Origin of the sequence: Streptomyces sp. P17 (assembly GCF_032436805.1) — a bacterium.
In the GTDB taxonomy this organism is placed as follows: Bacteria; Actinomycetota; Actinomycetes; order Streptomycetales; family Streptomycetaceae; genus Streptomyces.
Genome location: NZ_JAVRBF010000014.1, coordinates 65096 through 86015, shown reverse-complemented (window position 1 = coordinate 86015; position 20920 = coordinate 65096). Strand labels below are relative to the sequence as shown.

Below are 20920 nucleotides of genomic sequence, written 5' to 3'. Positions count from 1 at the left end.
AACTGCTAGTGCCCTTAGTACGTTCTGGGGGCTGAAGGTGTTCAGTCACGCCGTGAGGGTGAGCGGGACCAAGTGCGGCGTCCTTCGTTTGTCAGAGCGCTGGTGGCTGTCGAGACGACAGAAACAGCCGAGACACACAAGCCGTCGCTGCTGAGCACGGTGGCCGACGAACCGGGGGTATCACTGTCATGCGTCTGCCGCGCCCGCACCTGAACGCCGTCCTCAGGCCCCGTCTGCCGCGCACGCGCGCGGGGCAACGGCGGGCAGTGCAGGCGCTGATGCTGCTGTGCGTGCTGGCGCTGCTTCCCGCGACATGGGTGTTCACGGCGGCGGACGAGCGGCTGCGGACGACGGCCGACGCCCCGCGCACCGGTGTGGCCGTGGTCTTCGGCGCGGGCCTGTTCAGGAACGGCGAGCCGTCGATCTTCCTCGCCAGTCGCCTCGACGCGGCGGCGGAGCTGTACCGCGAGGGCCGTGTCGAGGCGGTCCTGGTCACCGGCGACAACAGCAGTGAGCACTACGACGAGCCGCATGCCATGCGCCACTACCTCACCCATCGCGGCGTGCCCGACGCCCGTATCGTCAGCGATTTCGCCGGCTTCGATACCTGGGACTCCTGCGTGCGCGCCAAGAAGATCTTCGGCGTCGACCGCGCGATCCTCGTCAGCCAGGGCTTCCACATCCGCCGGGCGGTCGCCCTGTGCCAGGAGGCGGGAATCGACGCGTACGGCGTCGGGGCCGCCGACCACCACGACGCGGTCTGGTACTACGGCGCCACCCGCGAATTGTTCGCCGCGAGCAAGGCGGCCCTGGACGTGGTGTTCGAGCCGGACCCACGGTTCCTCGGGCCGAAGGAACCGGGGGTGGCGCGGGCGTTGGCCGACGCCCGGTGATCAGGCGTCGGCCGGCGAGCCGCTGAACCGTGGCGTGCGCTTCTCCACGAAGCCGCGCGGGCCTCCCGTCTGGTCCTCTGTCGTGGACAGGACGTGGAACACGCGCCGTTCGGAGAGCACGCCGTCACCGAGGCCAGTCTCCCGGAGCACGGCCGACGCACTCGCGGCCCGCCCGCGACACCGCCGTACCGGACCGTCATCCGGCAGTCCGGGGTTCAGGTCATGGTCGGCCGGCCGGTACCCGGTGCACGCTCACCCCTGCGGCAGCGGTGTACCGGAGCGGGCGACGGCGACCAGGATCGCCACCGACAGCCCGTACAGCGCGACGGCGCCGGCCGTCCGGCCCACGCCGTCCTTCTGCGGGGCGGGAGGTACGTACAGCGGCCGTGTCTCGTGCAGGACCTGCGAGGAGTCGGCCTCGACCGGGATCCAGGTCTCCGTTGTGGGCGTCCCGGCGTCACGGAAGGCGACGTAGACGAACCAGCGGCCGGGCTGGGGGCATGAGGAACCGGTGTGTCAGTCCAGGGCGCTGCCCTTCTTCCAGGTTTCCCAGTCGACGTTCCAGTCGCCGTAGCCGTTGTTGACCGCCACGGTGTCGACGGAGTTGACGACCGTGACCGGGTCGCCGAGGTGCACCTGGTCGTAGAACCACTTGGCATCGCTCGTGCTCATGCCGATGCACCCGTGACTGCCGTTGACGCGGCCGAACTTGCCCTCGTTCCAGGGAGCCGCGTGTGCGTAGGTGCCGGAGGGGGTGAGTTGCACGTCCCACTTCACCGCCCCGAGGTCGTACGCCTCGGGGCCGAAGATGCCGACCGTCGCCGAGTTCATGCGGATCGTGGGCACCTTGCTCAGCACGACCATCGTGCCGTTCCAGGTCTCGAAGTCCTTCTTGCCGGCGGAGACCTTCAGCGTGCGCAGCGTCCTGCCGTTCTTCGCTACCGTCATGGTTTCTTCACCACGTCGACGGTGCTGGTCACGGCGTCGCCGATGCGGAAGTTCACGACGCGCTGCTGGGTGCCGTACACCCCGCCGCCCGCGTTCACGCCGGCCAGGTCCATGCGCAGGGTGACGTCGGTGCCGGGCTTCCAGTACTCCTTGGGGCGGTAGTCGACGCGGTCCTTGCCGTCGCGGTCCTTCATCCAGCTCCAGGCGCCCTCGACCGCGGGGGTGGCGGTGACCTTGAGGTTCCGCTCGACGGCTGCCTTGTCGTGGATCGGCTTGTTGAACGTGATCGACACCGGCATCGCGACGCCGACCTTCGTGCCCTTGTCGGGGTTGTAGGTGCCGACGAAGGTGTTCTTCGCCGCCTCGGTGGTGAAGGAGGCGGTCTTGCCGATGGCCGACCCGCCGGATGCCTTGCCCCGGGCCTTCACCGTGTAGGTGGCGCCCGGGGCGAGGGGGGTGGTGGAGGTCCATACGGACTTGTCCTTGGACCAGGTGCCGGAGAGGCTGCCCGGGCCGGGGGAGCCGACCTCGACGGACGTCAGGGATCCACCGTCGGCGCGCACCGTGACCTTCCGGCTGACCGGCACCTTCTCGCTGTCGGCGCCCGGTTCCACGACTATCGCGGCCGGGCCACCGTTCTTGGCGTCGTCGGCCGCCATGTCCGCGCCGCTGTCCGCCTTGCCGTCGGTGCTGCACGCGGCGAGGACGACGGCGGCCGAGGCGAGCGCGAGCGGCTGGACGGTCCGGCGGCCCAGCCGTGCTGTCAGGCGCTGTCGCATGAGAACCCTCCCCTGGTTACCTGAACGCTAAGTGATTTCGTAGACGGGCGACGTGGCACCCCGGTTCCCGGTTCGAGGTTGTGTGGGGGTGCTCGGCGGAACGGATCCGCCGTGTGCCACACTCCCCCGGTGGCTACTAAAATCATTCGTAGTCTCGTCGATCCTCCCACGCAGGGCGACGTAACTGCGAGCGAATCCGCGCCGCAGGCCGACGAGCCCAAGGGGCTCGGCCCGGCCGGCTGGCTGCGCTGGGCCTGGCGTGCGCTGACCACGATGCGCACGGCGCTCGTCCTGCTGCTCCTGCTCGCGCTCGCCGCAGTACCGGGTTCCCTGGTGCCGCAGGAAGGACGCCAGCCTGCCCAGGCCGCGGACTTCCGCAGGCGCTACCCGGATCTCGCGCCGGTCCTCGACGGGCTCGGCTTCTTCGACGTCTACGCGTCGCCTTGGTTCGCCGCGGTCTACCTGCTGCTGTTCGTCTCCCTCGCGGGCTGCATCGTGCCGCGGACCCGGCAGTACGTGCGCACCCTCCGGTCCCGTCCGCCGGCCGCGCCGAGTCGGCTGGACCGCCTGCCGCAGCACGCCGCCCGGACGGCGTCGGCCGACCGGGACCAGGCGCTGCGCGCAGCCGCGGACCTGCTGCGACGCCGCCGGTTCCGGGTCGTCGTCGACCTGGAGGGGAACGGCTCGGTCGCAGCGGAGAAGGGCTACCTGCGCGAGGCCGGAAACCTGGTCTTCCACGCGGCCCTGTTCGGGCTCCTCATCGCGCTCGCCGTCGGCAGTCTCTTCGGCACGACCGGCCAGAAGCTCGTCCTCGAAGGGGACAGCTTCACCAACACCCTCACCCAGTACGACGACTTCACCCCGGGCACGCTGGCCTCCGCCGGCAGCCTGAAGCCGTTCGGCTTCCGGCTCAAGGGGTTCTCCGCCACGTACCAGCGCGGCGGCCCGCAGCGCGGCACCGCCAGCTCCTTCGTCGCGCGGCTGAGTTACACCGAGCGCGAGGGCGGGCGGGCACGGGACGCCCGGGTCGAGGTCAACAAGCCGCTGGAGGTGGACGGTTCGAAGGTCTTCCTGGTCGGCCACGGCTACGCGCCCGTGGTGACCGTCCGCGACGGCAAGGGCGAGGTCGCCTGGCGGGGGCCCGCCGCGTTCCTGCCGCAGGACGGCAACCTGACCTCGGTGGGCGTGGTCAAGGCACCCGACGCACTCGACCGCAAGGGCAAGCGGGACGGTCTGGGCTTCACCGGACTCTTCCTGCCCACTGTGCAGTTGACCAAGAACGGCTGGCTGTCGTCCTTCCCCGCCACGGACGACCCGGTGCTGGTCCTGACCGCCCATCACGGCGATCTCGGCATGGACAGCGGACGGCCGCAGAACGTCTACCAGCTCGACTCCAGCCGCATGACGCAGTTCCGCGACGCCGACGGCTCGCCGTTCGCGCGGGCGCTGCGCCCCGGGGACCGGATGAAACTCCCCGGCGGGGCGGGCTCGCTCACCTTCGACGGCGTCAAGCAGTGGGCGAGCTTCCAGATCGCCCGCAACCCCAGCAACGCCACCGCCCTGTGGAGCTCGGTGGCCATGGGCCTCGGCCTGTGCGCCTCGCTCTTCGTCCGCCGCCGCCGGGTGTGGGTGCGCGTGGAGCCCATGCTGGGCGGCCGCGTGCGGATCGTGGTCGCCGGACTGGACCCCGGTGGGACCGAGCGGACGGCCGGGGAAGTGGTCGAACTCGCCGACGAGTTGCGCGATCGGTTCCCCGCCCTGCGCGCCACCACGCCGGACGTGAACGTCCCAGAACCCCTGGAGGAGCAGAAGTGAGCGGTACCTCCCTCGCGGACCAGAACCTGGCCCAGCTTGCCAACTGGCTGATGTACTCGGCGATCGCCGTCTATCTGCTCGCCTTCGTCGCCGCCTGCGCGGAGTGGGCGTTCGGCAGCAGGGGACCGGGCGTCCGCACGTCCGCCGCATCTTCAGCGGAAGAGCAGACTCCGGTCGCTCGCACGGGCGGCCGGACAAGGAGCGCGGCCGTGGGCGGTACAACAGGAAGCAGCACGCAAGTGCTGGCGCCGCCTGCGGCCGCGTCTCCTGAAGAACCCCCGATTTCGGCGGGAGACGGTACCGGCGCGGCTGGCGACAGCCCCCTGGCCGACCTCGTCGGACGGATCGCCGTCTCGCTGACCGTGCTGGCGCTCCTGCTCCACTTCGGCTCGGTCCTCGCCCGCGGTCTCGCGGTGAGCCGTCCGCCGTGGGGCAACATGTACGAGTTCTCCACCGCCTTCGCCCTGATGGCGTCGGCCGCCTACGTGGGCCTGCTCGCGGCGAGGAAGCCCGTGCGCTGGCTGGGAGTTCCGGTCCTCTTCTCGGTCCTGCTGACTCTCGGCCTCGCGGTGTCCGTGCTGTACGTCGACTCCGCGCAGCTCGTGCCCGCCCTGGACTCGTACTGGCTGTGGATCCATGTCTCCGCCGCGATCATCTCCGGCGGAGTGTTCCACACGGCGGCCGTGGTCAGCGTGCTGTATCTGATGCGCGACCGCTGGGAACGCGCGGTCGCCGCGGGCCACGGCCAGGGACGAGGGGCGGGCCTGTGGCGGAGGCTGCCGTCCGGCCAGACGCTGGACAAGCTGGCGTACCGCCTGACCGGCCTGGTCTTCCCTCTGTGGACTTTCGCGGTCATCGCGGGCGCGGTGTGGGCCGAGGCCGCGTGGGGCCGCTACTGGGGCTGGGACCCCAAGGAGACCTGGGCCTTCATCACCTGGGTCGCCTACGCCGCGTACCTGCACGCCCGTGCCACCGCCGGGTGGAAGGGGCGGCGCGCGGCGGTGCTCGGCCTGGTGGCGTTCGCCACCTTCGTCTTCAACTACTACGGCGTCAACATCCTCATCACCGGCTTGCACTCCTACGGAGGGCTGCCGACCAACTGAAGATCTCATCGGTCCCCCGACCGCTGTAAGTTACCCCCTGGGGGTAAGGTGGCGTCTCGTTGACCGGAAGCACGGCAGGGCACGGGCGGAGTTCATGGCGATACGGGCAGTTCGCAGCGGTGGCGTGGCCGTCCGCTGGGCGTACGGGGTGTTCCTCACCCTGTGCGTCGCGCTGGCCGTGCTCGTCCACCACGAGACAGCCGCGACGGGCATCTCGCGCGCGATGAGCGCCGCGTCCATGTCCACGACGGATGCCTCGCCCATGCCGAGCGCCGCCCATTCCGCCCACGTCATGCCGGGCGCGGCGGCGCCGACCGCCTGGGAACCGCCCTCCGCGCACAGCATGGACACCGGCGGTTGCTCCGCCCCGGGCATGCAGCACTGCACCACGGCGAGTGTCGCCTCCGTGCAGCTGGCCGCCCCCGGCGAGAACGAGTTCTCGCTGCTCGCCGATCTTCGTGAGGCCGCCGCAGGGCCCGCTCCCGCCGGTACGGTCGGCCGGGCCCCGCCCGACCTTTCCGTCCTCTCGCAACTGCGCATATAGGCCGCGCCGGACGGCGCGCGATGTGCCGTCCCTCCGCGACCGCATCGGCAGTTTCGAGACTGAGGACAACAACGCAATGAACAGCATCAATCGCCGCTCCATCCTGCTCGCCGGGCTGGGAGTCGCGGGCGCCGGCACGCTCGCCGCCTGCACCAGTGGGAGCGGCTCCAGCAGTGGCAACGCTTTGATCAACCCCTCCGGCTCGGCGGTCGCCGCCACCGAGAAGAAGCGCAAGAGCACCGGACGGCAGCAGAAGCTCACCCTGACCGCGGCGCCCGCCATGATCGACCTGGGCGGCGGCGTCATGCCCAAGACCTGGGCCTTCGACGGACGCACCCCGGGCAAGGAGATCCGGCTCTCCGTCGGCGACACCCTGGTCGCCGAGCTGTCCAACCAGCTCCCGGACAGGACCACCACGTCCATCCACTGGCACGGCATCGCCCTGCGCAACGACATGGACGGCGTGCCGCCCCTCACCCAGACCGCGGTCCGGGCCGGCTCCACCTTCACCTACCGGTTCATCGCCGACGCCCCCGGTACGTACTTCTTCCACCCGCACGTGGGTGTCCAGCTCGACCGCGGCCTGTACGCCCCGCTGATCGTCGAGGACCCCAAGGAGACCCTCGACTACGACGACGAGTGGGTCGTCCTCCTCGACGACTGGGTCGACGGCGTCACCGGCACCCCCGACGAGGTCTTCGCCGAGCTCAAGCAGGGCATGGGCGGCATGGACATGGGCAGCTCAAGCTCCAGCAGCTCAGGCGATGACATGGGCGACATGGGCGGGATGGACATGGGGGACTCCGCGTCCCCCTCGGCCTCCGCCTCGTCCGGCGGCATGTCGATGGGCAAGTTCATGCTCATGGGCGCCGAGAGCGATCTGCTCGGTGGCGACGCCGGAGACGTGAAGTACCCGCACCACCTGATCAACGGCCGGGTGGCTACCGACCCGGACGTCCACACCGGCAAGCCCGGCAAGAAGGTGCGGCTGCGGATCATCAACGCCGGTTCGGACACCGCCTACCGGGTCGCCCTCGGCGACCACAAGCTGACCATCACCCACACCGACGGCTTCCCGGTCCAGCACCAGGAGGTGGACGCCCTGCTGGTCGGCATGGGCGAGCGCTACGACGTCCTGGTCACCCTCGACGACGGCGTCTTCCCGCTCGTCGCCCTGGCCGAGGGCAAGAACGCGAACGGCCTGGCCCTGGTGCGCACGGGCTCCGGGAGCAAGCCGTCCGCGACCGTCCGTCCGAAGGAACTCGACGGCATGATCATGACGGCGTCCCAACTGCGGGCCACCGACGACGTGCGCCTGAAGTCCGCCAAGACCGACGTCACGCACCAGATCAAGCTGACCGGCGGCATGGACAAGTACAACTGGGCCATCAACGGCAAGCCGTTCGACATGATGGATCCCGGGGCGAACCCGATCGTCATCGAGGAGGGCCGGCGCGTACGGCTGGACTTCGTCAACGACACCGACATGTGGCACCCGATGCACCTGCACGGCCACACGTACCAGATCGGCGCCTTTGGCCCGCGCAAGGACACCGCGATCGTGCTCCCCAAGAAGAAGCTGTCCGTCTTCTTCGACGCCGACAACCCGGGGCAGTGGATGCTGCACTGCCACAACGCGTACCACGGCGAAGCCGGGATGATGGCCAACGTGGCCTATCAGGCCTGACGCTCTCCTCGCACCGTCCGGGCGGGCCCATCGGCCGAGGATGGGCCGGCCCGGACACGGCGGGGCGGCCGGAGCCTCAGTTCTCCGGCTTGCGGGCGACCCCGATGACGCACGGAGAGCTGGGAGTCGTACGGCCGTTGACCAGAAAGTCGAAGTGCCGCGCGTGCTCGATGGTGAAACCGGCGTCCTCGATGGCCTGTTCGGTGTCCCGGTCGAGGTTGCAGCCGCCGGCCAGCAGCGGCCAGACGAGGTTGATCCTGCGCTGTTTCCTGGCGAACCGAGGGTCGGTCGAGCGGATGTGCTCGTAGAAGTACAGACGGCCGCCGGGCCGCAGCACGCGAACCGCCTCCGCCAGCGCCGCGGGGACGTCGGCGATGCTGCACAGCACGAGCGAGGCCACGACCCCGTCGGCGGAGCCGGCCGGCACCGGCAGTTCTTCGGCCCGGCCCGCGCGTACCTCGACCGGCGTCGCCGACCCGGCCGCCGCCTGCAGGGCGAGCTTGTGCAGCCGGGGTTCCGGCTCCACTGCGATGACCTTGTCCACCGTGGCCGGGTAGTGGGGGAAGTTCGCGCCGGTTCCCGCGCCCACTTCGACGACACATCCCTCGGTGCCCGCGAGGAGTTCCTTGCGGTGGTCGAGACTGCCGTGGGCCTCCGCGAAGGCGTTGATTCTCGGGTAGACGCGCGCGAAGAACGGGTGCCTGACCTTCGGGCGCCTGGCTGTGGCTGTGGACATGGCGGCAACTCCTTGGCGGTGAGCGACGCCATCATGCTACTACGATCGCGTAGTAGATACTATCTGTGTGTAGTAGATGGATCAGAGTCCGCCAGGCATACAGCTCAGCGGGGTCGCGGCGACCAACACCGCGGAGCCCGCGAGTCCCCATACGTGGACAGCACCCCCGGCGACGGAGGCGGCCACCCGCCATCGGGTCGGAGGCGCCGAACGCGGCGGGCGTCCGGCTTCGAGCTGGGCGATCCGCGCGTCGAGCAACTCGGGGGTTCCCATGGCACTGGCCGGTACGGCGATGGCCCAGCCGGGCATGCCGGACACCTTGAGCAGAGCCCCGGCGACCGCGGGCGTACCGCAATGGGCGACCGCCCGGCGATCCGCGGTAAGCTCGCGGTCGGCGGCGAAGGCTGCCCTCAGGTGGCCCAGGACGGGAAGGGCGAAGTGACGTGCGGCCAGGACGTCTGCGATCAACGTCCGGAGCGGGTCGCGGCCCCGTACGTGCTCGGCTTCGTGGGCCAGGACCGCGTTGAGTTCGCGCCCGGTGACGGCCGTTGCGAGACCGCCGCTGACCGCCACCCGGGGCCGGAGCAGGCCGTACGTGAAGGCGAACGACGCCCTGGAGTCGACCACCGTGGTCCGACGCGCCAGGCCTGCGCGTGCGGCCGCGTCGCCGATCTCGCGAGCACCCGCGGCGGCACTGTCGCCACGAGCTCGCACCTCCTGGCTCACGGCTCGCGCAGCACGCAGCCCTCTCCAGAGGCGGACTGCCGACCGCACGCCGCCGACGACCGAAACAGCCAGTAAGACGGTGCCCGCCCAAGCGGTGCCGGACAGCAGTACGCCCGTGCCGTGATGCGCGACCTGCCATGCGAGCGCCATGGTCAGACAGCAGGCGACATAGATCACGGCGGCGCGGATGACCGTGGCGACGGCGACCAGCGTCCAGAAGGCGCGGTTGCCGCGGTCGAGTACGGCAGCACCGGTCACGACGACTCCTCCAACAGGCGCAGCAGCCGGTCACGGAGACCGGGGTCGAGCGCCGCCTCGGCGGCGAAGCGCGCGACAGCCGCGTCCCCGTGAGCGCGCAGCACCTCGCGCACGGCGAGCGCGGCCTCGTCCGCCACGGCGGGGGTGTACGCGTAACCGCGGCCCTGCGGAGCGCGGTTGAGGACGCCTTTCTCCGCGAGCCGGCTCATCACCGTCATGACGGTCGTGTACGCGAGCGGCTGGGTCCGATCCGTGTTGAGCTCATCCAGCACCTGGCGGACCGTCACCGGCTTCTCGGCGCCCCAGCAGACCCGCATGACCTCGCCCTCGAGCGCTCCCAGGACCACCGCCACCACCTTTTCGAGACCACGGCTACTATGCGAGCGTAGTACTCCTGCCTCCAGCGCGGGACCGAGGGCGCGCCCGGTCCTGCGGAAACGCGGGGCCGCGGTCGCGCGGCCCGACACCGACCCAGTCCTCAACCGGCGCCGGCACCAGCACCAGGGAGCCCGCGCGTACGGGAACGACCCCCTGCTGACCACAGCCCTCATCAAGATCGCCACGATGGGCGGGCAGGCTCACCACGGCGTCCACTCGCGACCAGGCAGACGCCGCATCGTGCTGTACGGGCGCCTGATGGGATGGGCGTACGCGGCCTGAACGGCACCCGTCGGCCGCGGGGCTGTCCGAGGCGTGGCGAAGAACGGAGCCAGACTTGGCTCGAAGGGGCAGCGCGCGTACCGTGCAGCTGCCAAGAATGGCAAGTTCGGCAAGTCCTCAAACCTTACGCATGGAACGAAGGGACACAGTTCCGGGGGCAAGAGCGGTCACTTCAACGTCCACATCAACCACGTGAGGATCTGGCGGTGGGGTCGATACCGATAGATCGCGCGTCCTGGCCGGAGGACGGCAGGATCGGTCGGATCACGGCAGGCGAGTACGCGGGGTTGTACCTGCTCCTCGCCGTGGAGATCAATGATTCCTGGGCCTTCTACATCAGCGAGGACCCGAGAGTCGGCGAAGCCGACCAGCTCGAAGCCGACGACTTCTGGGCCACTGACGAGGACACGCCTGCGCTGGTCGAGGAGATGGCCGTTGTGTGGGCGGACGAGTCGCAGGACGCGGAACTGGAAATGGAGATCTTCGACATCCGTGGCGAATGGCACCGGCGGCGCCGTGGAAACGCCTTGATTCGATCAGTTTTCCGGCGTCCGGGACGGCGCGACTGATCACCTGGCGCCACCCGCCGGTACGATCCTCCGGCCGGTGGCCTCATCTGTGGAATCAGCTCATCGCTGTCTCTGCTCTTGGTCACCCGGCAGAGCCTGCGCGACTGCGCCCCGACCCTCGCGGTCCGTGTGTACCGGGCACTGCCGTCCGGCTTCCGCGACCGCACGGCGACGGCTTCATGATGGAGGCGACCGGCACGTCCACCGTCGCCGACCGGAGCACCGGATGGCAACGGAAGCACTGGAGTGGCATAAGAGGGGGGTGAGGCGCATGGCGAATCCCACAGCGGGATGCGACGAGGTCCGGGAGTGGCTCGGGGCGTACGTGGTCGGGGCGCTGGAGCCCGGGGAGGATGCGCCGACAAGGGCTTACCTTGGCCACTGCCCCGGGTGCCGGTCCGAGTGCGGCGACCTCGCCGACGGGGTCCGTCTGCTCCGCGACGCTCTGCCGCTGCCGGCCGAGGCCCACGGTGCGCGACCACCACGCCCTCAGCGCGGAGACCAAGAGGATTCCGGGGAGAGCGACGGTCGTGCGTCAGACGGTGCTGCCTGGCATTGGCCGCCGCAACCACCGCGACGTCGGCGCATGTGAGGGCGGCTGGTCCGCAGGTGGCGGTCTCGCTCAGCCGACACATCAGTCCTTGCCCCCGGCTTCGGGGCGGGCGTGCCGCCCTTCTGATCGTGTTCGCTGAGCCACACGGGGGATGAGAACCGAGGATCCGGCCTATGGCTGCCGACCTCGCGCCGGATGATCCGCTTGAAACTAAGTGACTTAGTCGGATAGCAGATAAGGTGTGTGTCGGCCAGTCGAGCTACACCGGGTCGGCGGTGAGTCGCGACGACGCGCCGTCGGGCGCTCGCCGGAGAGCAGGAATTGTCGTGTCCATCGCTCGGGCGGGTGGGCCTGCCCTGCGTCATGTCGTCGTCCGCTCCGGCGGCCGGGGGAGCACTTTTCCTTCGCCCGGCCGCCGGACGCCGTGCGGTGCCCCGCTCCGCGTCGGCGGCGAGGTCGAAGCCGTCGTAGTCGGCGCATGGCGTACGGCTCCGGGCGTCAGGGTCTCCTCCCGGAGGAACCGGCGGCAGGGCCTGCCGCACGAGGCCCTGCGCGTGGCGAACTGCCGTTCCGGCGGGCGGCTCAGCCACAGCGCGAAGACTGGTGACGGAACTTACGGAAACATCACGAAAATACTCATAGCATCACCCGGCGTGCGGCCCGCTGCGCTGTGCGAGTCCTGCCCGCGCCACGTGACCGCCACAGACGAGGAGAACCAGTGCTTCGCTCATCCCTTCTCGGCGAGCCTGCCGACACCACGCCGACCGCGGATGCCACGTCGGCCGGTCGTCGCCGAATAGGCCGCCGTGTGGCGCTCGTGGCGGGGGCGGCGGGTGTCGGTTTCGGCGGGCTGTATCTGGTGGGCCTGCTGGCCTCCGGTGACGACGTCCCCGCAGGCACGCGGGTGAGTGGTGTGGACATCGGAGGGCTGAGTCGCTCACAGGCGCGGGAGAAGCTGGACAGCAGCCTGGGCGGGGCCTGGTCGGAGCCGGTGAAGGTGCGCCTCGGTGACAGTGACGGCACCGTCCAGGTGTCCGGCATATCCGTGGACAGCAAGGAGACCGTCGCCCGTGCCGCGGGGGCGGGGTCCGACCCGTTCACGGTGATCGGCCGCCTGTTCACGAGCGGTGACCGCGATGTCGAACCGGTGATCCGTGTGGACGAGGCGAAAGCCCGCGCGTCACTGGCGGAGGAGGCGAAGACGTACGGCCGGAAGGCACGGCAGGGCGCCGTCGCCTTCCATGCGGGCGAGGCGATGTCGACGCAGCCGGTCACAGGGCGGTCCCTGGACGTCGACGGCGCGGTCGATGCGCTGGCGTCGGCGGTCCCGGGCCAGGGGGAGCCGGTGCGGCTGCCCGTCCGCACGACCGATCCCCGGGTCGGCGCGGCGGAAGTGAACCGCGCGATGAAGGAGTTCGCGACCCCCGCGATGTCGGCGCCGGTCACACTCACCGTGGGCGGCCGGGAGGTCGAGATCGGCCCGGCGACGCTCGGCAAGCACCTCGCCATGAAGCCGGACGGGGCGAACCGGCTGGCACCCGTACTCGACGGCAAGGGGCTCCTGGCCGATCCGGCGTTGGCAAGTCCGCTCGCGCCGGCCACCGATGAGGCGGTCAACGCGAGGCTGCGCCTGGACGGCGGGCAGGTCGTGGTGGCCTCGGACGGCAAGGCCGGGCGGGAGGTCACGGCCAAGGCGCTCCAGAAGGCCGTACTGCCGCTGCTGACCGAGACCGGGGCGGCCCGCACCGGGGCGGTGGACACCGAGAACGTGCAGCCCAAGCTGACCCGCGACAACGTCGGCCGCCTGGGCATCAAGGAGAAGATGTCCACCTTCACGGTGAACTTCGAGCCCGCCCCCTACCGCGTCACGAACATCGGCCGTGCCGCGGAACTGATGAACGGGTCGGTCGTGCTGCCCGGCGAGACCTGGAGCTTCAACCGCACCGTGGGCGAGCGGACCGAGGACAACGGGTTCGTCGAGGGCATCATCATCAACAACGACCAGTTCGAGAAGGCTGCCGGAGGCGGCGTCTCAGCCGTCGCCACCACCACCTTCAACGCCATCTTCTTCGCCGGAGTCAAGCCGGTCGAGTACGGGGCGCACTCCTTCTACATCGAGCGCTACCCCGAGGGCCGGGAGGCGACGGTGGCCTGGGGCAGCCTCGACCTGAAGTTCAGGAACGACTCGGGCAACGCCATCTACATCGACGCGCGGGCCACGGACTCCTCCGTCACGATCACCTTCCTCGGCACCAAGAAGTACGACTCCGTCGAAGCGGTCAAGGGCCCGCGCACCAACGTGAAGCAGCCGGCAACCCGTGAGGGAGCATCCGGAGAGAAGTGCGTGCCGCAGACCCCGCTCGAAGGCTTCGACGTCGCGGTCGACCGGGTCTTCAAGGACGGCGGCAAGGAAGTCGGGCGGGAGACCTTCAAAACCCAGTACGTGCCCCGCGACGAAGTCACCTGCGACTGACGGCCCGGCGCGTGACCGCCACGGGCCCGGGCGGCGCACCTCGCGGTCGCCCGGCCCGTGGCGGCCGGGTGGGCGCCGGGCCGACTCCCGCCTCGGCTGTCGGTGTCCTGCGCCCTCCGTCCCGCGGACGCGGTCTGCCTTGGGGAGTCGAGGGCGGCTGCCCCGCCGCAGGTAGCCCTGAACTACTAAGCCTCTAAGCAATGTAGTAGTTTCAGCTCCGTGGACGCCGATACGCGCTCAGCCGCATACCCGAGCCCTGCCCGATCCGCCGCAAGCCGGTTCCCGGACGGCGGGCCCCCGATTCCGGTGATGAAAGACGGCAGCCAACCGGTGCACAGCGGCGTCCGGATCCGGTTCATGGACCCTGACGACCTCCCGTTCGTGGTCGCCGAGCACCTGGGGCACTTTCCGGACGGCTTCTTCGCCCGCCTCGGGCCGAGGTTCCTGGCCGCGTACACCCGGACCTACCTCAGCGGCCCGGACGCGCGCGCCTACACGGCGGAGATCGGCGGGCAACCGGTGGGCTTCCTCGTCGGTGTGACCGACCCGGCGGCACACCGCCGCCATGTGCTCCGCGACCACGGGCGCGGACTGCTGCTGCGCGCCCTGGGCAGCCTGAGTGTGCGCCCCCGTCTCGCGTTGCACTTCCTGCGTACGCGACTGGTGCGCTACTGCCGCAAGCTGATACCGAACCGGGCGGCCCGGCGGGCTCCTGCCGCCGGTCCCGCCGCCGCTCCCCCCGGCGTCACCGCCGTGCTGGCCCATGTCGTCGTGGCCGAGCACGCCCGCTCCCGTGGCATCGGGGCCGCCCTGATCGCGCGGTTCGTCGAGGACGCCGCCGAAGCGGGCTGCGCGCGTGTCACCCTCGTCACCGCCGCCGAGGGTGGGGCGGGAGCGTACTACGAGTGGCTCGGCTGGCTGCGTCAGGGAGAGACCCACACCCCCGACGGCCGCCATCTCCTCACGTACGACTTCCCGCTGAACGGGCTGAACGGGATCCCGGCGCCAAGGCAGCGCTGAGGCACCGGCCCCTTCGCCCGGGACCGACCAGATCATTCCCGTACCGGGATCACGGCCGTGCGCGGCACGGCCCCCGGGAAGCACTCCAGGAGATCCTGCTTGACCAGCCACGCACCGGAGGCGGAGCGCACACGCGACATGGCCCGCCTTCACCACCCGCGCGGGGACACGGCGCCATCGGCCCGCCGGCGGCGCCGGAGGCTCGCCCTCGGCAGTCTGGCGCTGTTCTCAGCGACGGCACTGCTGACCAGCGGCTGCTCGTCCTCGTCGGAGTCGGCGGCCGCCTCGTCGACGCCGGGCGCCGACAGCTCCGACGGGGCCTCGGCGCGGCCCACTTCGTCTCCCAGCGCGACCCCCTCCCCTTCCCCCACACCGTCCTTGGACGCCGTCGTCAAGGAGATCACGGACGCCCAGTGGTCCCGCATGACGGCGGCGGGACTGTGGCGCAAGGGCTGTCCCGCCTTCCGCGACCAGCTGCGCCGCGTGGAGATGAACTACGTGGGCTTCGACGGCAAGGTGCACCGCGGTGTCCTCGTGGTCAACACCGACGTGACGCCCAGCTTGATCCGCGTCTTCACGCGGCTGTTCGAGGAACGCTTCCCCATCCGCCGTATGGAACCGATGGAGGCCTACGACGGAGACCTGAACGCGAGCCTGCGCGACGACAACACCTCCGCGTTCAACTGCCGTCGCCCCAACCAGATCAACGCCCCGTTCAAGGAGTCCCCGCACGCCAACGGCCGCGCGATCGACATCAACCCGTACGAGAACCCGTGGAAGGACCTGCGCACCAAGAGCTGGTCGCCGAGCGCCGAGTACGCCGCGCGCACCGAGGGGAAGGGCAAGATCCTCAAGGACGGACTCGTCTGGCAGGCGTTCACGGCGGAGGGCTGGATCTGGCAGGACATCAAGGTGCCCGACTACATGCACTTCGACACCGGGTACCCGTCCGTGCCCTTCAAGGGAGCGTCCACCGCCGCGCCGTCCACTTCCGCGGAGGCAACCCCGGCGGGGTGAGCGAGGGGGACGGCCGGTCGGCGGCGTGGGGGCGGACCGACCGGGGCGCCGCACGCGGTCGCCCACCGTCTACCGCGCGGGACGGATACGCGCACGGTGCACGCGGCTTCCGCTCCCCGCTTCCGTCCAGCACATCAAGGTGAGAACACTCATGACATACCTTTCCCTTCGATCGCGTAAGACTCGTCGTCTCCTTGTCCTCGCCGGTGTCTCTGCCGGAGCCGTGCTCCTCAGGGGCGCGTGCGGCGGCGGCATGGGCGGCATGGACATGGGTGGCGACAACGGCGGCGACATGACGATGTCCGGCTCGATGTCGGACGCGGTGAGACGGACTCCTGGCACGATGTGCCGGTCGCGGACGTCACCAAGTCCTCCGACGGCTCGGCCGTCGCCTCCTGGCCGCTCGCGGTCGCCGGTGGCAGCCCCGCCGCGCTCACCTGGAACGTGACGACCTCGCTCACCGAGGATGGTCCGGTCGACATCCGGGCGGCCTTCACGGACGGCACCACCACCGCCTACTCGCAGCCGCACACGATCACCGTGGACCGAAACGCCGCGCCGCCCCGAGCGAGGAGGTGGGCCCCGGCTCGGTGAACATGCTGACCGGCGACTTCACCCTCTCCGCGACCGATGTCTCCGGCTTCGGCCTGTCCGTGTCGCGCACTGCGTCCTCCCGCCGCCCGACTGCGGGGGCGGACAGCGAAGGCCAAGCGGCGATCTTCGGACCGCAGTGGACCTCCGGCACCACGGCGGAGATCACCGACTCGGACTGGGCGTATGTCCGCAAGACCTCGGCGACCTCGGTGGCGCTGGTCGATGTGGACGGCGCCGAGACCGGGTTCACTGCCACCTCCTCCGGAGGCTGGAAGCCCGAGCCCGGTTCGGAGGACGTCACCCTGACCGGGGCGCTGACCGGCTCCTTCACGCTGAAGGACGACGGGGGCACCACGACCACGTTCGCGAAGGTGGATTCGGCGGCCACGACCTGGCAGGTCTCCAGCACCTATGTGCCGGCCGACAATGCCACCACCAAGGTGGTGTCGGAGAAGGTGACCTCCGGCAGCAGCACGCTGGCCCGCCCGAAGTACGGCCGCCCCGAATGGGCCGACATGGTCTGCTCCACCGGCCCGGCGGGCAGCATCACCGGCGGCGGCTCCAACCCCACCGAACTGCCCACCAAGACCGTCGAATACGACCGGTGGGGCAACACCGCCAAGTTGATGGAGACCGCGAACTCGGTCACCCGGACCACCACCAACACCTACGACGCTGCGGGCCGCATCAAGACGACCTCGGTCAGCGGCGGGGTCGGCACGGCGGTGCCGGACAGCACGACCACGTACGACGCGGACAGCGGTGACGTGGCCACGGTCGCCTCGAACGGGCAGACCATCACCCACACCTACGATCAACTCGGCAGGGAGATCCCCTACAACGACGGCGCGGGCAACACCGCCACCAACGCCTATGACGCGCTCGGGCGGCCGGTGAAGACCACCGACTCCGCCCCGTCCACCACCACCTACACCTACGACACCACCAAGGACCCGCGCGGCCTGGAAACCTCCCGCACCGACTCGGTCGCCGGCACCTTCACGGCGAGCTATGACGCGGACGGCGAGTTGGCCACCGAGTCCCTTCCCGGCGGCTACACCCTCACCGTCACGCAGGACGAGGCCGGCACAGAGACCTCCCGGGTCTACACCAAGGACAGCGACGGCACCGTCGTCGCCTCCGACACCGTCGACCACTCCGTCCACGGCCAGGTCGTGACCGGCGCGAACACGGCAGGCCAGAGCCGCACCCGCTACAGCTACGACGCGGCCGGACGCCTCACGGAGGCGGACGACACCGACCCGGACGGCGCCTGCACCCGCCGCGACTACACCTTCGACAACAACACCAACCGCACCGCCCTCGCCGTCGCCACCAGCGACGTCGGCGCAGCCTGCACCTCCACCGGCGCCACCACCACGTCGTCCTCCTACGACAGCGCCGACCGGCTGGTCACCAGCGGCACCGTCTACGACTCCTTCGGCCGCACCACCACCCAGGCGTCCGGCGCGACGATCGGCTACTACGCAGGCGACCTCGTCCGCCAGCAGACCAACAACGACAAGCGGCAGACCTGGAGCCTGGACGCGGCCGGCCGCCTCGCCTCTGGACCACCGAAACCCAGGGCACCGACGGCACCTGGACCCAGACCGGGGCCAAGACCAACCACTACGGCGCCGACGGCGACAGCCCCGACTGGACCCAGGAGACCAGCACCACCCTCACCCGCAACGTCCAGGACATCAGCGGGGATCTCGGCACCGTCACCAGCGCCACGGGCGACACCGTCCTGCAGTTGACGGACATCCACGGCGACGTGACGGTGCAGCTGCCGCTGGACACCTCCCAGGCGCCGACCGCGCTCGCCTACGACGAGTACGGCAACCCGGAGGGCGACGCCACTGCCACCCGCTACGGCTGGCTCGGCGGCAAGCAGCGTTCCAGCGAAACGGTCACCGGTGCCACCCTCATGGGCGTGCGCCTGTGCGACCCGACCACCGGACGCTTCCTGTCCGTCGACCCCGTGCCCGGCGGCTCAGCGAACGCCTACGAGTACTGCGGCGGCGACCCGATCAACCGCTACGACCTCGACGGCAGATGGTGGAAGCCCCGCTTCAGCGTGGGAGCCAGGCTCGCCTGGCACTACGCAAGCCGCGGCTACGGCAAGTACGTGCGGTGGAGGAACCGCCAGCAAGCGCGGATCGTCGGGGTCGGCATGGCGTACGTCGGCAGCCGCTACCTGGGCTACCGATGCCGGTACCGCTACGGTATGCGTGCCTGCACCGGAGGCTACGGCCTCCACGCCCGCGGCGGAACCACCCTCGGCACCACCTACTTCACCTCGAACAACAGCTTTGTCACTCCGCGCAGGATGCGACACGAACGCGTACACAAGCGGCAGTGGATGCGGTACGGATGGGGATTCGGCCCCATGTACCTCAGAGCGGGAATCAACCCATGTAGAAACATTTGGGAGCGCCGCGCTGGATACAGGAACGGGCGGTATCTCCAATGCATCCGTTGACCCAGTCCCGAAGGCGACCCGTATGGCCCTTCGTAGTGGTCGGGTCGGTCAGTGTCCTGGCCGTTCTCGCGGCCGTCGGTGCCTGGATGTACTTCGTCTACCGCCTGTCCGACCCGGTGCCCGCGGCCTTCGGTGCACGCGTCGACGGGAAGTCGATCGTCGTGAAGATGGCCCTTTGCCCCACCGACGTGATCCGTCGCGTGGAGGTCACGGACGCCGACGACGACAAGAGCGCGAACCCGAAGGTGCTGTGGTGTGCCTCGAACCCCACGACGGCAGCAGCCAGGAGCGGGGTCGTCAAGCTGTGGTCCGGCGAAGGATTTGAGCGCCATGCCCCAGAACTGGCCCAGTCCGCCATACCCCGCAATCTCGTTGTGGGGTACGTGGACCCGTCAGGTGGCGGACTGGATGATGTCTTCACACTGCGCACGGTATCCGCAGCGAAGTTGAAGCCCGGGCAGTACTGGACCCGCGACGGTGCCAGAACCGCCGCACAGATCGACGCCCAACTCAACTGCCGCAGCAGTAACTGAGAAGCAGAAGAAGCAACTCCCATCGGGCAACCCCAGCCCGCTCGAAGTAAGAGGGTGCCGGGCCCACGCACGGCACCCTCCTTCGCTCAGTCACGCAGGTGACGTGCGCGACGCGCACGTTCTTGACAGGCAGTTCGACACCACGCGCAGAGGAATCAAGGCCGCCCGGCGCACCGCACTGTCGGCGCGGCATGTCCGGGGCGGGGGCGGAAACGGCGATCGCGGACTCCCACAGTTGGCACGCCTCCCGTCGGCCAAGAAGGGAGGCGCAGGTGCCCGTGGTCGAGCGGGAGCCGCACGGTGCCCCCGGCGTTGGCGGCTATCAGCCGGGACATGCCGATCTTGCCGCGCAGCAGCGTCCCCACCGCCTCGTCCGGGATACCGGCATCGGCGAGCACGGGCAGGATCTCGTCCAGCAGGGTGAGCCGGTCCTCCGACAGCTTGGCCCGCTCGGCGAGTTCGTCGCGCAGCTTGATCCGCGCCCTCGACTCCGAACTCGACAGGGTCTGGTCGAAGAGCTGCACGACGGAGTCCAGGACGTCGACGGCGGACTGGGCCAGCAGCGTGAGCAGGATCGGGTGGCGCCGGTTTGCCTCCCTGCGCTCCAGGGCCTGCGCGGTGAGGCGCCTGCCGATCTGGGCGAGGTGGCGGCGCCGTTCGGCGGGCAGCGCGGACAGGTTGAGGGTGTGCGCGTCCAGGCCGCGCAGGAACAACAGCTTCTCCACCTTGCCGCCCACGCTGGTGGGCGACGCCTGCACCGGCCCGGTGCCCAGCCAGTGCAGCCGCGAGGACCGCAGGGCCGGATCGACGACCAGCAGGTTGTCCAGACCGCGGGCTCGCTCGCCAGTCAGCAAGTGCGCCACCCGGGCGTGGGTTTCCTGCTCGGCAGCGGTGCGGGCACTGGCGACCTTTTCCAGCAGCACGACCACACCGGGCCGGATCACCTTCGCCGAGCGCAGGTACTCACAGCCCAGGCGGAACAGCAGACTCGGGGAGTCGTGCTCCGTGGCGCGGGCCAGCAGGAATTCGTCGAGCTCTTTGTGCTCGATGGCTTTCGGCTGCTTCCAGCCCAGATACTCGGCGATCTCTTTCAGGTGGTCGGTACGGGTCTGCTCCCGCTCGCCGTAGCCCGCCAGATCACCGGCAGCGAGCTCCAGCTGGCAGGCCAGGCGGCCGACCGCCGCGGGTGGCACGGCGGGCACGTCGTCGGGGACGAAGCCCAGCCAGGGCAGGGTAGACAGCTGCACGGCGGCGCCGAGCACGTTCTGGGACCGGCGGAACTTCCGCAGGAACGCCTCGTCGGCCGGGGGGAGGGTGAAATAGCGGATCAGCTCGTCCCGCCCGATCGCTGGAAAGGACCGTAAGCCCTCCAACTCCTCATCCGAGAACACCCGCGTGGCCATCGGACCCTCCCACCCCACTCGCATCAGCACAGACGAGCACCACCGGTACCCGGCCGGACGGTGCAGGCAGACGCAAACCCCCGAACTGGCGTCAGCAGGACGGGGGTTGCGCTACTCCGCGGTG

Annotated in this window: 18 protein-coding genes and 1 pseudogene; 12 read left to right on the top strand and 7 right to left on the bottom strand. The window is 70.1% G+C overall.

Annotated elements, in window-relative coordinates:
• Positions 1–188: 188 nt before the first annotated feature.
• Positions 189–893 carry a vancomycin high temperature exclusion protein gene (locus RMT89_RS11805; protein WP_007491837.1) on the top strand — a complete coding sequence of 235 codons (705 nt, stop codon included), beginning with the start codon at positions 189–191 and terminating at the stop codon, positions 891–893.
• On the opposite strand, the gene RMT89_RS11800 is transcribed toward RMT89_RS11805, so the two are convergent.
• From RMT89_RS11800 to RMT89_RS11790, 3 genes are all read right to left on the bottom strand, one after another.
• On the bottom strand, positions 894–1043 hold the full coding sequence (locus RMT89_RS11800) for a hypothetical protein (RefSeq protein ID WP_007491835.1): 150 nt from the start codon (positions 1041–1043) through the stop codon (positions 894–896). It lies immediately after the preceding gene.
• Between the two features lie 366 nt (positions 1044–1409).
• Positions 1410–1841 (bottom strand): L,D-transpeptidase, encoded by a 432-nt coding sequence (locus RMT89_RS11795; protein ID WP_007491831.1) that lies wholly within the window; start codon positions 1839–1841, stop codon positions 1410–1412.
• Complete coding sequence (locus RMT89_RS11790; protein WP_315883709.1) at positions 1838–2620, bottom strand: Ig-like domain-containing protein; 783 nt, start codon at positions 2618–2620, stop codon at positions 1838–1840. Before RMT89_RS11790 ends, RMT89_RS11795 begins: the two co-directional genes overlap by 4 nt.
• A 129-nt stretch (positions 2621–2749) precedes the next feature.
• On the opposite strand from RMT89_RS11790, the gene RMT89_RS11785 reads away from it, so the two are divergent.
• From RMT89_RS11785 to RMT89_RS11770, 4 genes are all read left to right on the top strand, one after another.
• Positions 2750–4435, top strand: coding sequence for a cytochrome c biogenesis protein ResB (locus RMT89_RS11785; RefSeq protein WP_244313289.1), 1686 nt, complete (start codon positions 2750–2752; stop codon positions 4433–4435).
• Positions 4432–5538, top strand: coding sequence for a c-type cytochrome biogenesis protein CcsB (ccsB, locus tag RMT89_RS11780; RefSeq protein ID WP_007491825.1), 1107 nt, complete (start codon positions 4432–4434; stop codon positions 5536–5538). Before RMT89_RS11785 ends, ccsB begins: the two co-directional genes overlap by 4 nt.
• 94 nt (positions 5539–5632) lie before the next feature.
• Positions 5633–6082 (top strand): hypothetical protein, encoded by a 450-nt coding sequence (locus tag RMT89_RS11775; RefSeq protein ID WP_043728153.1) that lies wholly within the window; start codon positions 5633–5635, stop codon positions 6080–6082.
• A gap of 76 nt (positions 6083–6158) precedes the next feature.
• Positions 6159–7769, top strand: coding sequence for a multicopper oxidase family protein (locus tag RMT89_RS11770; protein ID WP_043728242.1), 1611 nt, complete (start codon positions 6159–6161; stop codon positions 7767–7769).
• A gap of 76 nt (positions 7770–7845) precedes the next feature.
• On the opposite strand, the gene RMT89_RS11765 is transcribed toward RMT89_RS11770, so the two are convergent.
• The 3 genes from RMT89_RS11765 to RMT89_RS11755 all read right to left on the bottom strand — a co-directional run bounded on the left by RMT89_RS11765 (position 7846) and on the right by RMT89_RS11755 (position 9836).
• Entirely contained in the window at positions 7846–8505 is a 660-nt protein-coding gene (locus RMT89_RS11765; protein WP_007491820.1) for a class I SAM-dependent methyltransferase, read from the bottom strand.
• 81 nt (positions 8506–8586) lie between these two features.
• Positions 8587–9489 (bottom strand): M56 family metallopeptidase, encoded by a 903-nt coding sequence (locus tag RMT89_RS11760; RefSeq protein ID WP_007491818.1) that lies wholly within the window; start codon positions 9487–9489, stop codon positions 8587–8589.
• Positions 9486–9836 (bottom strand): BlaI/MecI/CopY family transcriptional regulator, encoded by a 351-nt coding sequence (locus RMT89_RS11755; RefSeq protein WP_244313288.1) that lies wholly within the window; start codon positions 9834–9836, stop codon positions 9486–9488. The genes RMT89_RS11760 and RMT89_RS11755 overlap by 4 nt, the downstream gene beginning before the upstream one ends.
• A 519-nt stretch (positions 9837–10355) precedes the next feature.
• Here RMT89_RS11755 and RMT89_RS11750 point away from each other — a divergent pair.
• From RMT89_RS11750 to RMT89_RS11715, 7 genes and pseudogenes are all read left to right on the top strand, one after another.
• Complete coding sequence (locus RMT89_RS11750; RefSeq protein ID WP_007491816.1) at positions 10356–10718, top strand: hypothetical protein; 363 nt, start codon at positions 10356–10358, stop codon at positions 10716–10718.
• Positions 10719–12079: 1361 nt separating this feature from the next.
• Positions 12080–13744, top strand: coding sequence for a VanW family protein (locus tag RMT89_RS11745; RefSeq protein ID WP_007491815.1), 1665 nt, complete (start codon positions 12080–12082; stop codon positions 13742–13744).
• A 309-nt stretch (positions 13745–14053) separates the two neighbouring features.
• Positions 14054–14764 carry a GNAT family N-acetyltransferase gene (locus RMT89_RS11740; protein ID WP_007491814.1) on the top strand — a complete coding sequence of 237 codons (711 nt, stop codon included), beginning with the start codon at positions 14054–14056 and terminating at the stop codon, positions 14762–14764.
• 99 nt (positions 14765–14863) lie between these two features.
• On the top strand, positions 14864–15781 hold the full coding sequence (locus RMT89_RS11735) for a M15 family metallopeptidase (protein WP_315883708.1): 918 nt from the start codon (positions 14864–14866) through the stop codon (positions 15779–15781).
• A gap of 345 nt (positions 15782–16126) precedes the next feature.
• Positions 16127–16375, top strand: a complete 249-nt coding sequence (locus RMT89_RS11730) for a hypothetical protein (RefSeq protein WP_007491807.1) — start codon at positions 16127–16129, stop codon at positions 16373–16375.
• Positions 16342–18440: pseudogene (locus tag RMT89_RS11725) on the top strand (RHS repeat-associated core domain-containing protein); the annotation flags it as partial. The gene RMT89_RS11730 and the pseudogene RMT89_RS11725, both read left to right, overlap by 34 nt.
• Positions 18441–18946: 506 nt before the next feature.
• Complete coding sequence (locus RMT89_RS11715; protein ID WP_244313287.1) at positions 18947–19393, top strand: hypothetical protein; 447 nt, start codon at positions 18947–18949, stop codon at positions 19391–19393.
• Positions 19394–19548: 155 nt separating this feature from the next.
• Here the strand turns inward: RMT89_RS11715 and RMT89_RS11710 are convergent, their stop codons facing one another.
• The gene (locus tag RMT89_RS11710; RefSeq protein WP_007491803.1) at positions 19549–20796 is read right to left on the bottom strand and encodes a DUF4158 domain-containing protein; all 1248 of its coding nucleotides are present in this window, start codon (positions 20794–20796) and stop codon (positions 19549–19551) included.
• Positions 20797–20920 lie beyond the last annotated feature (124 nt).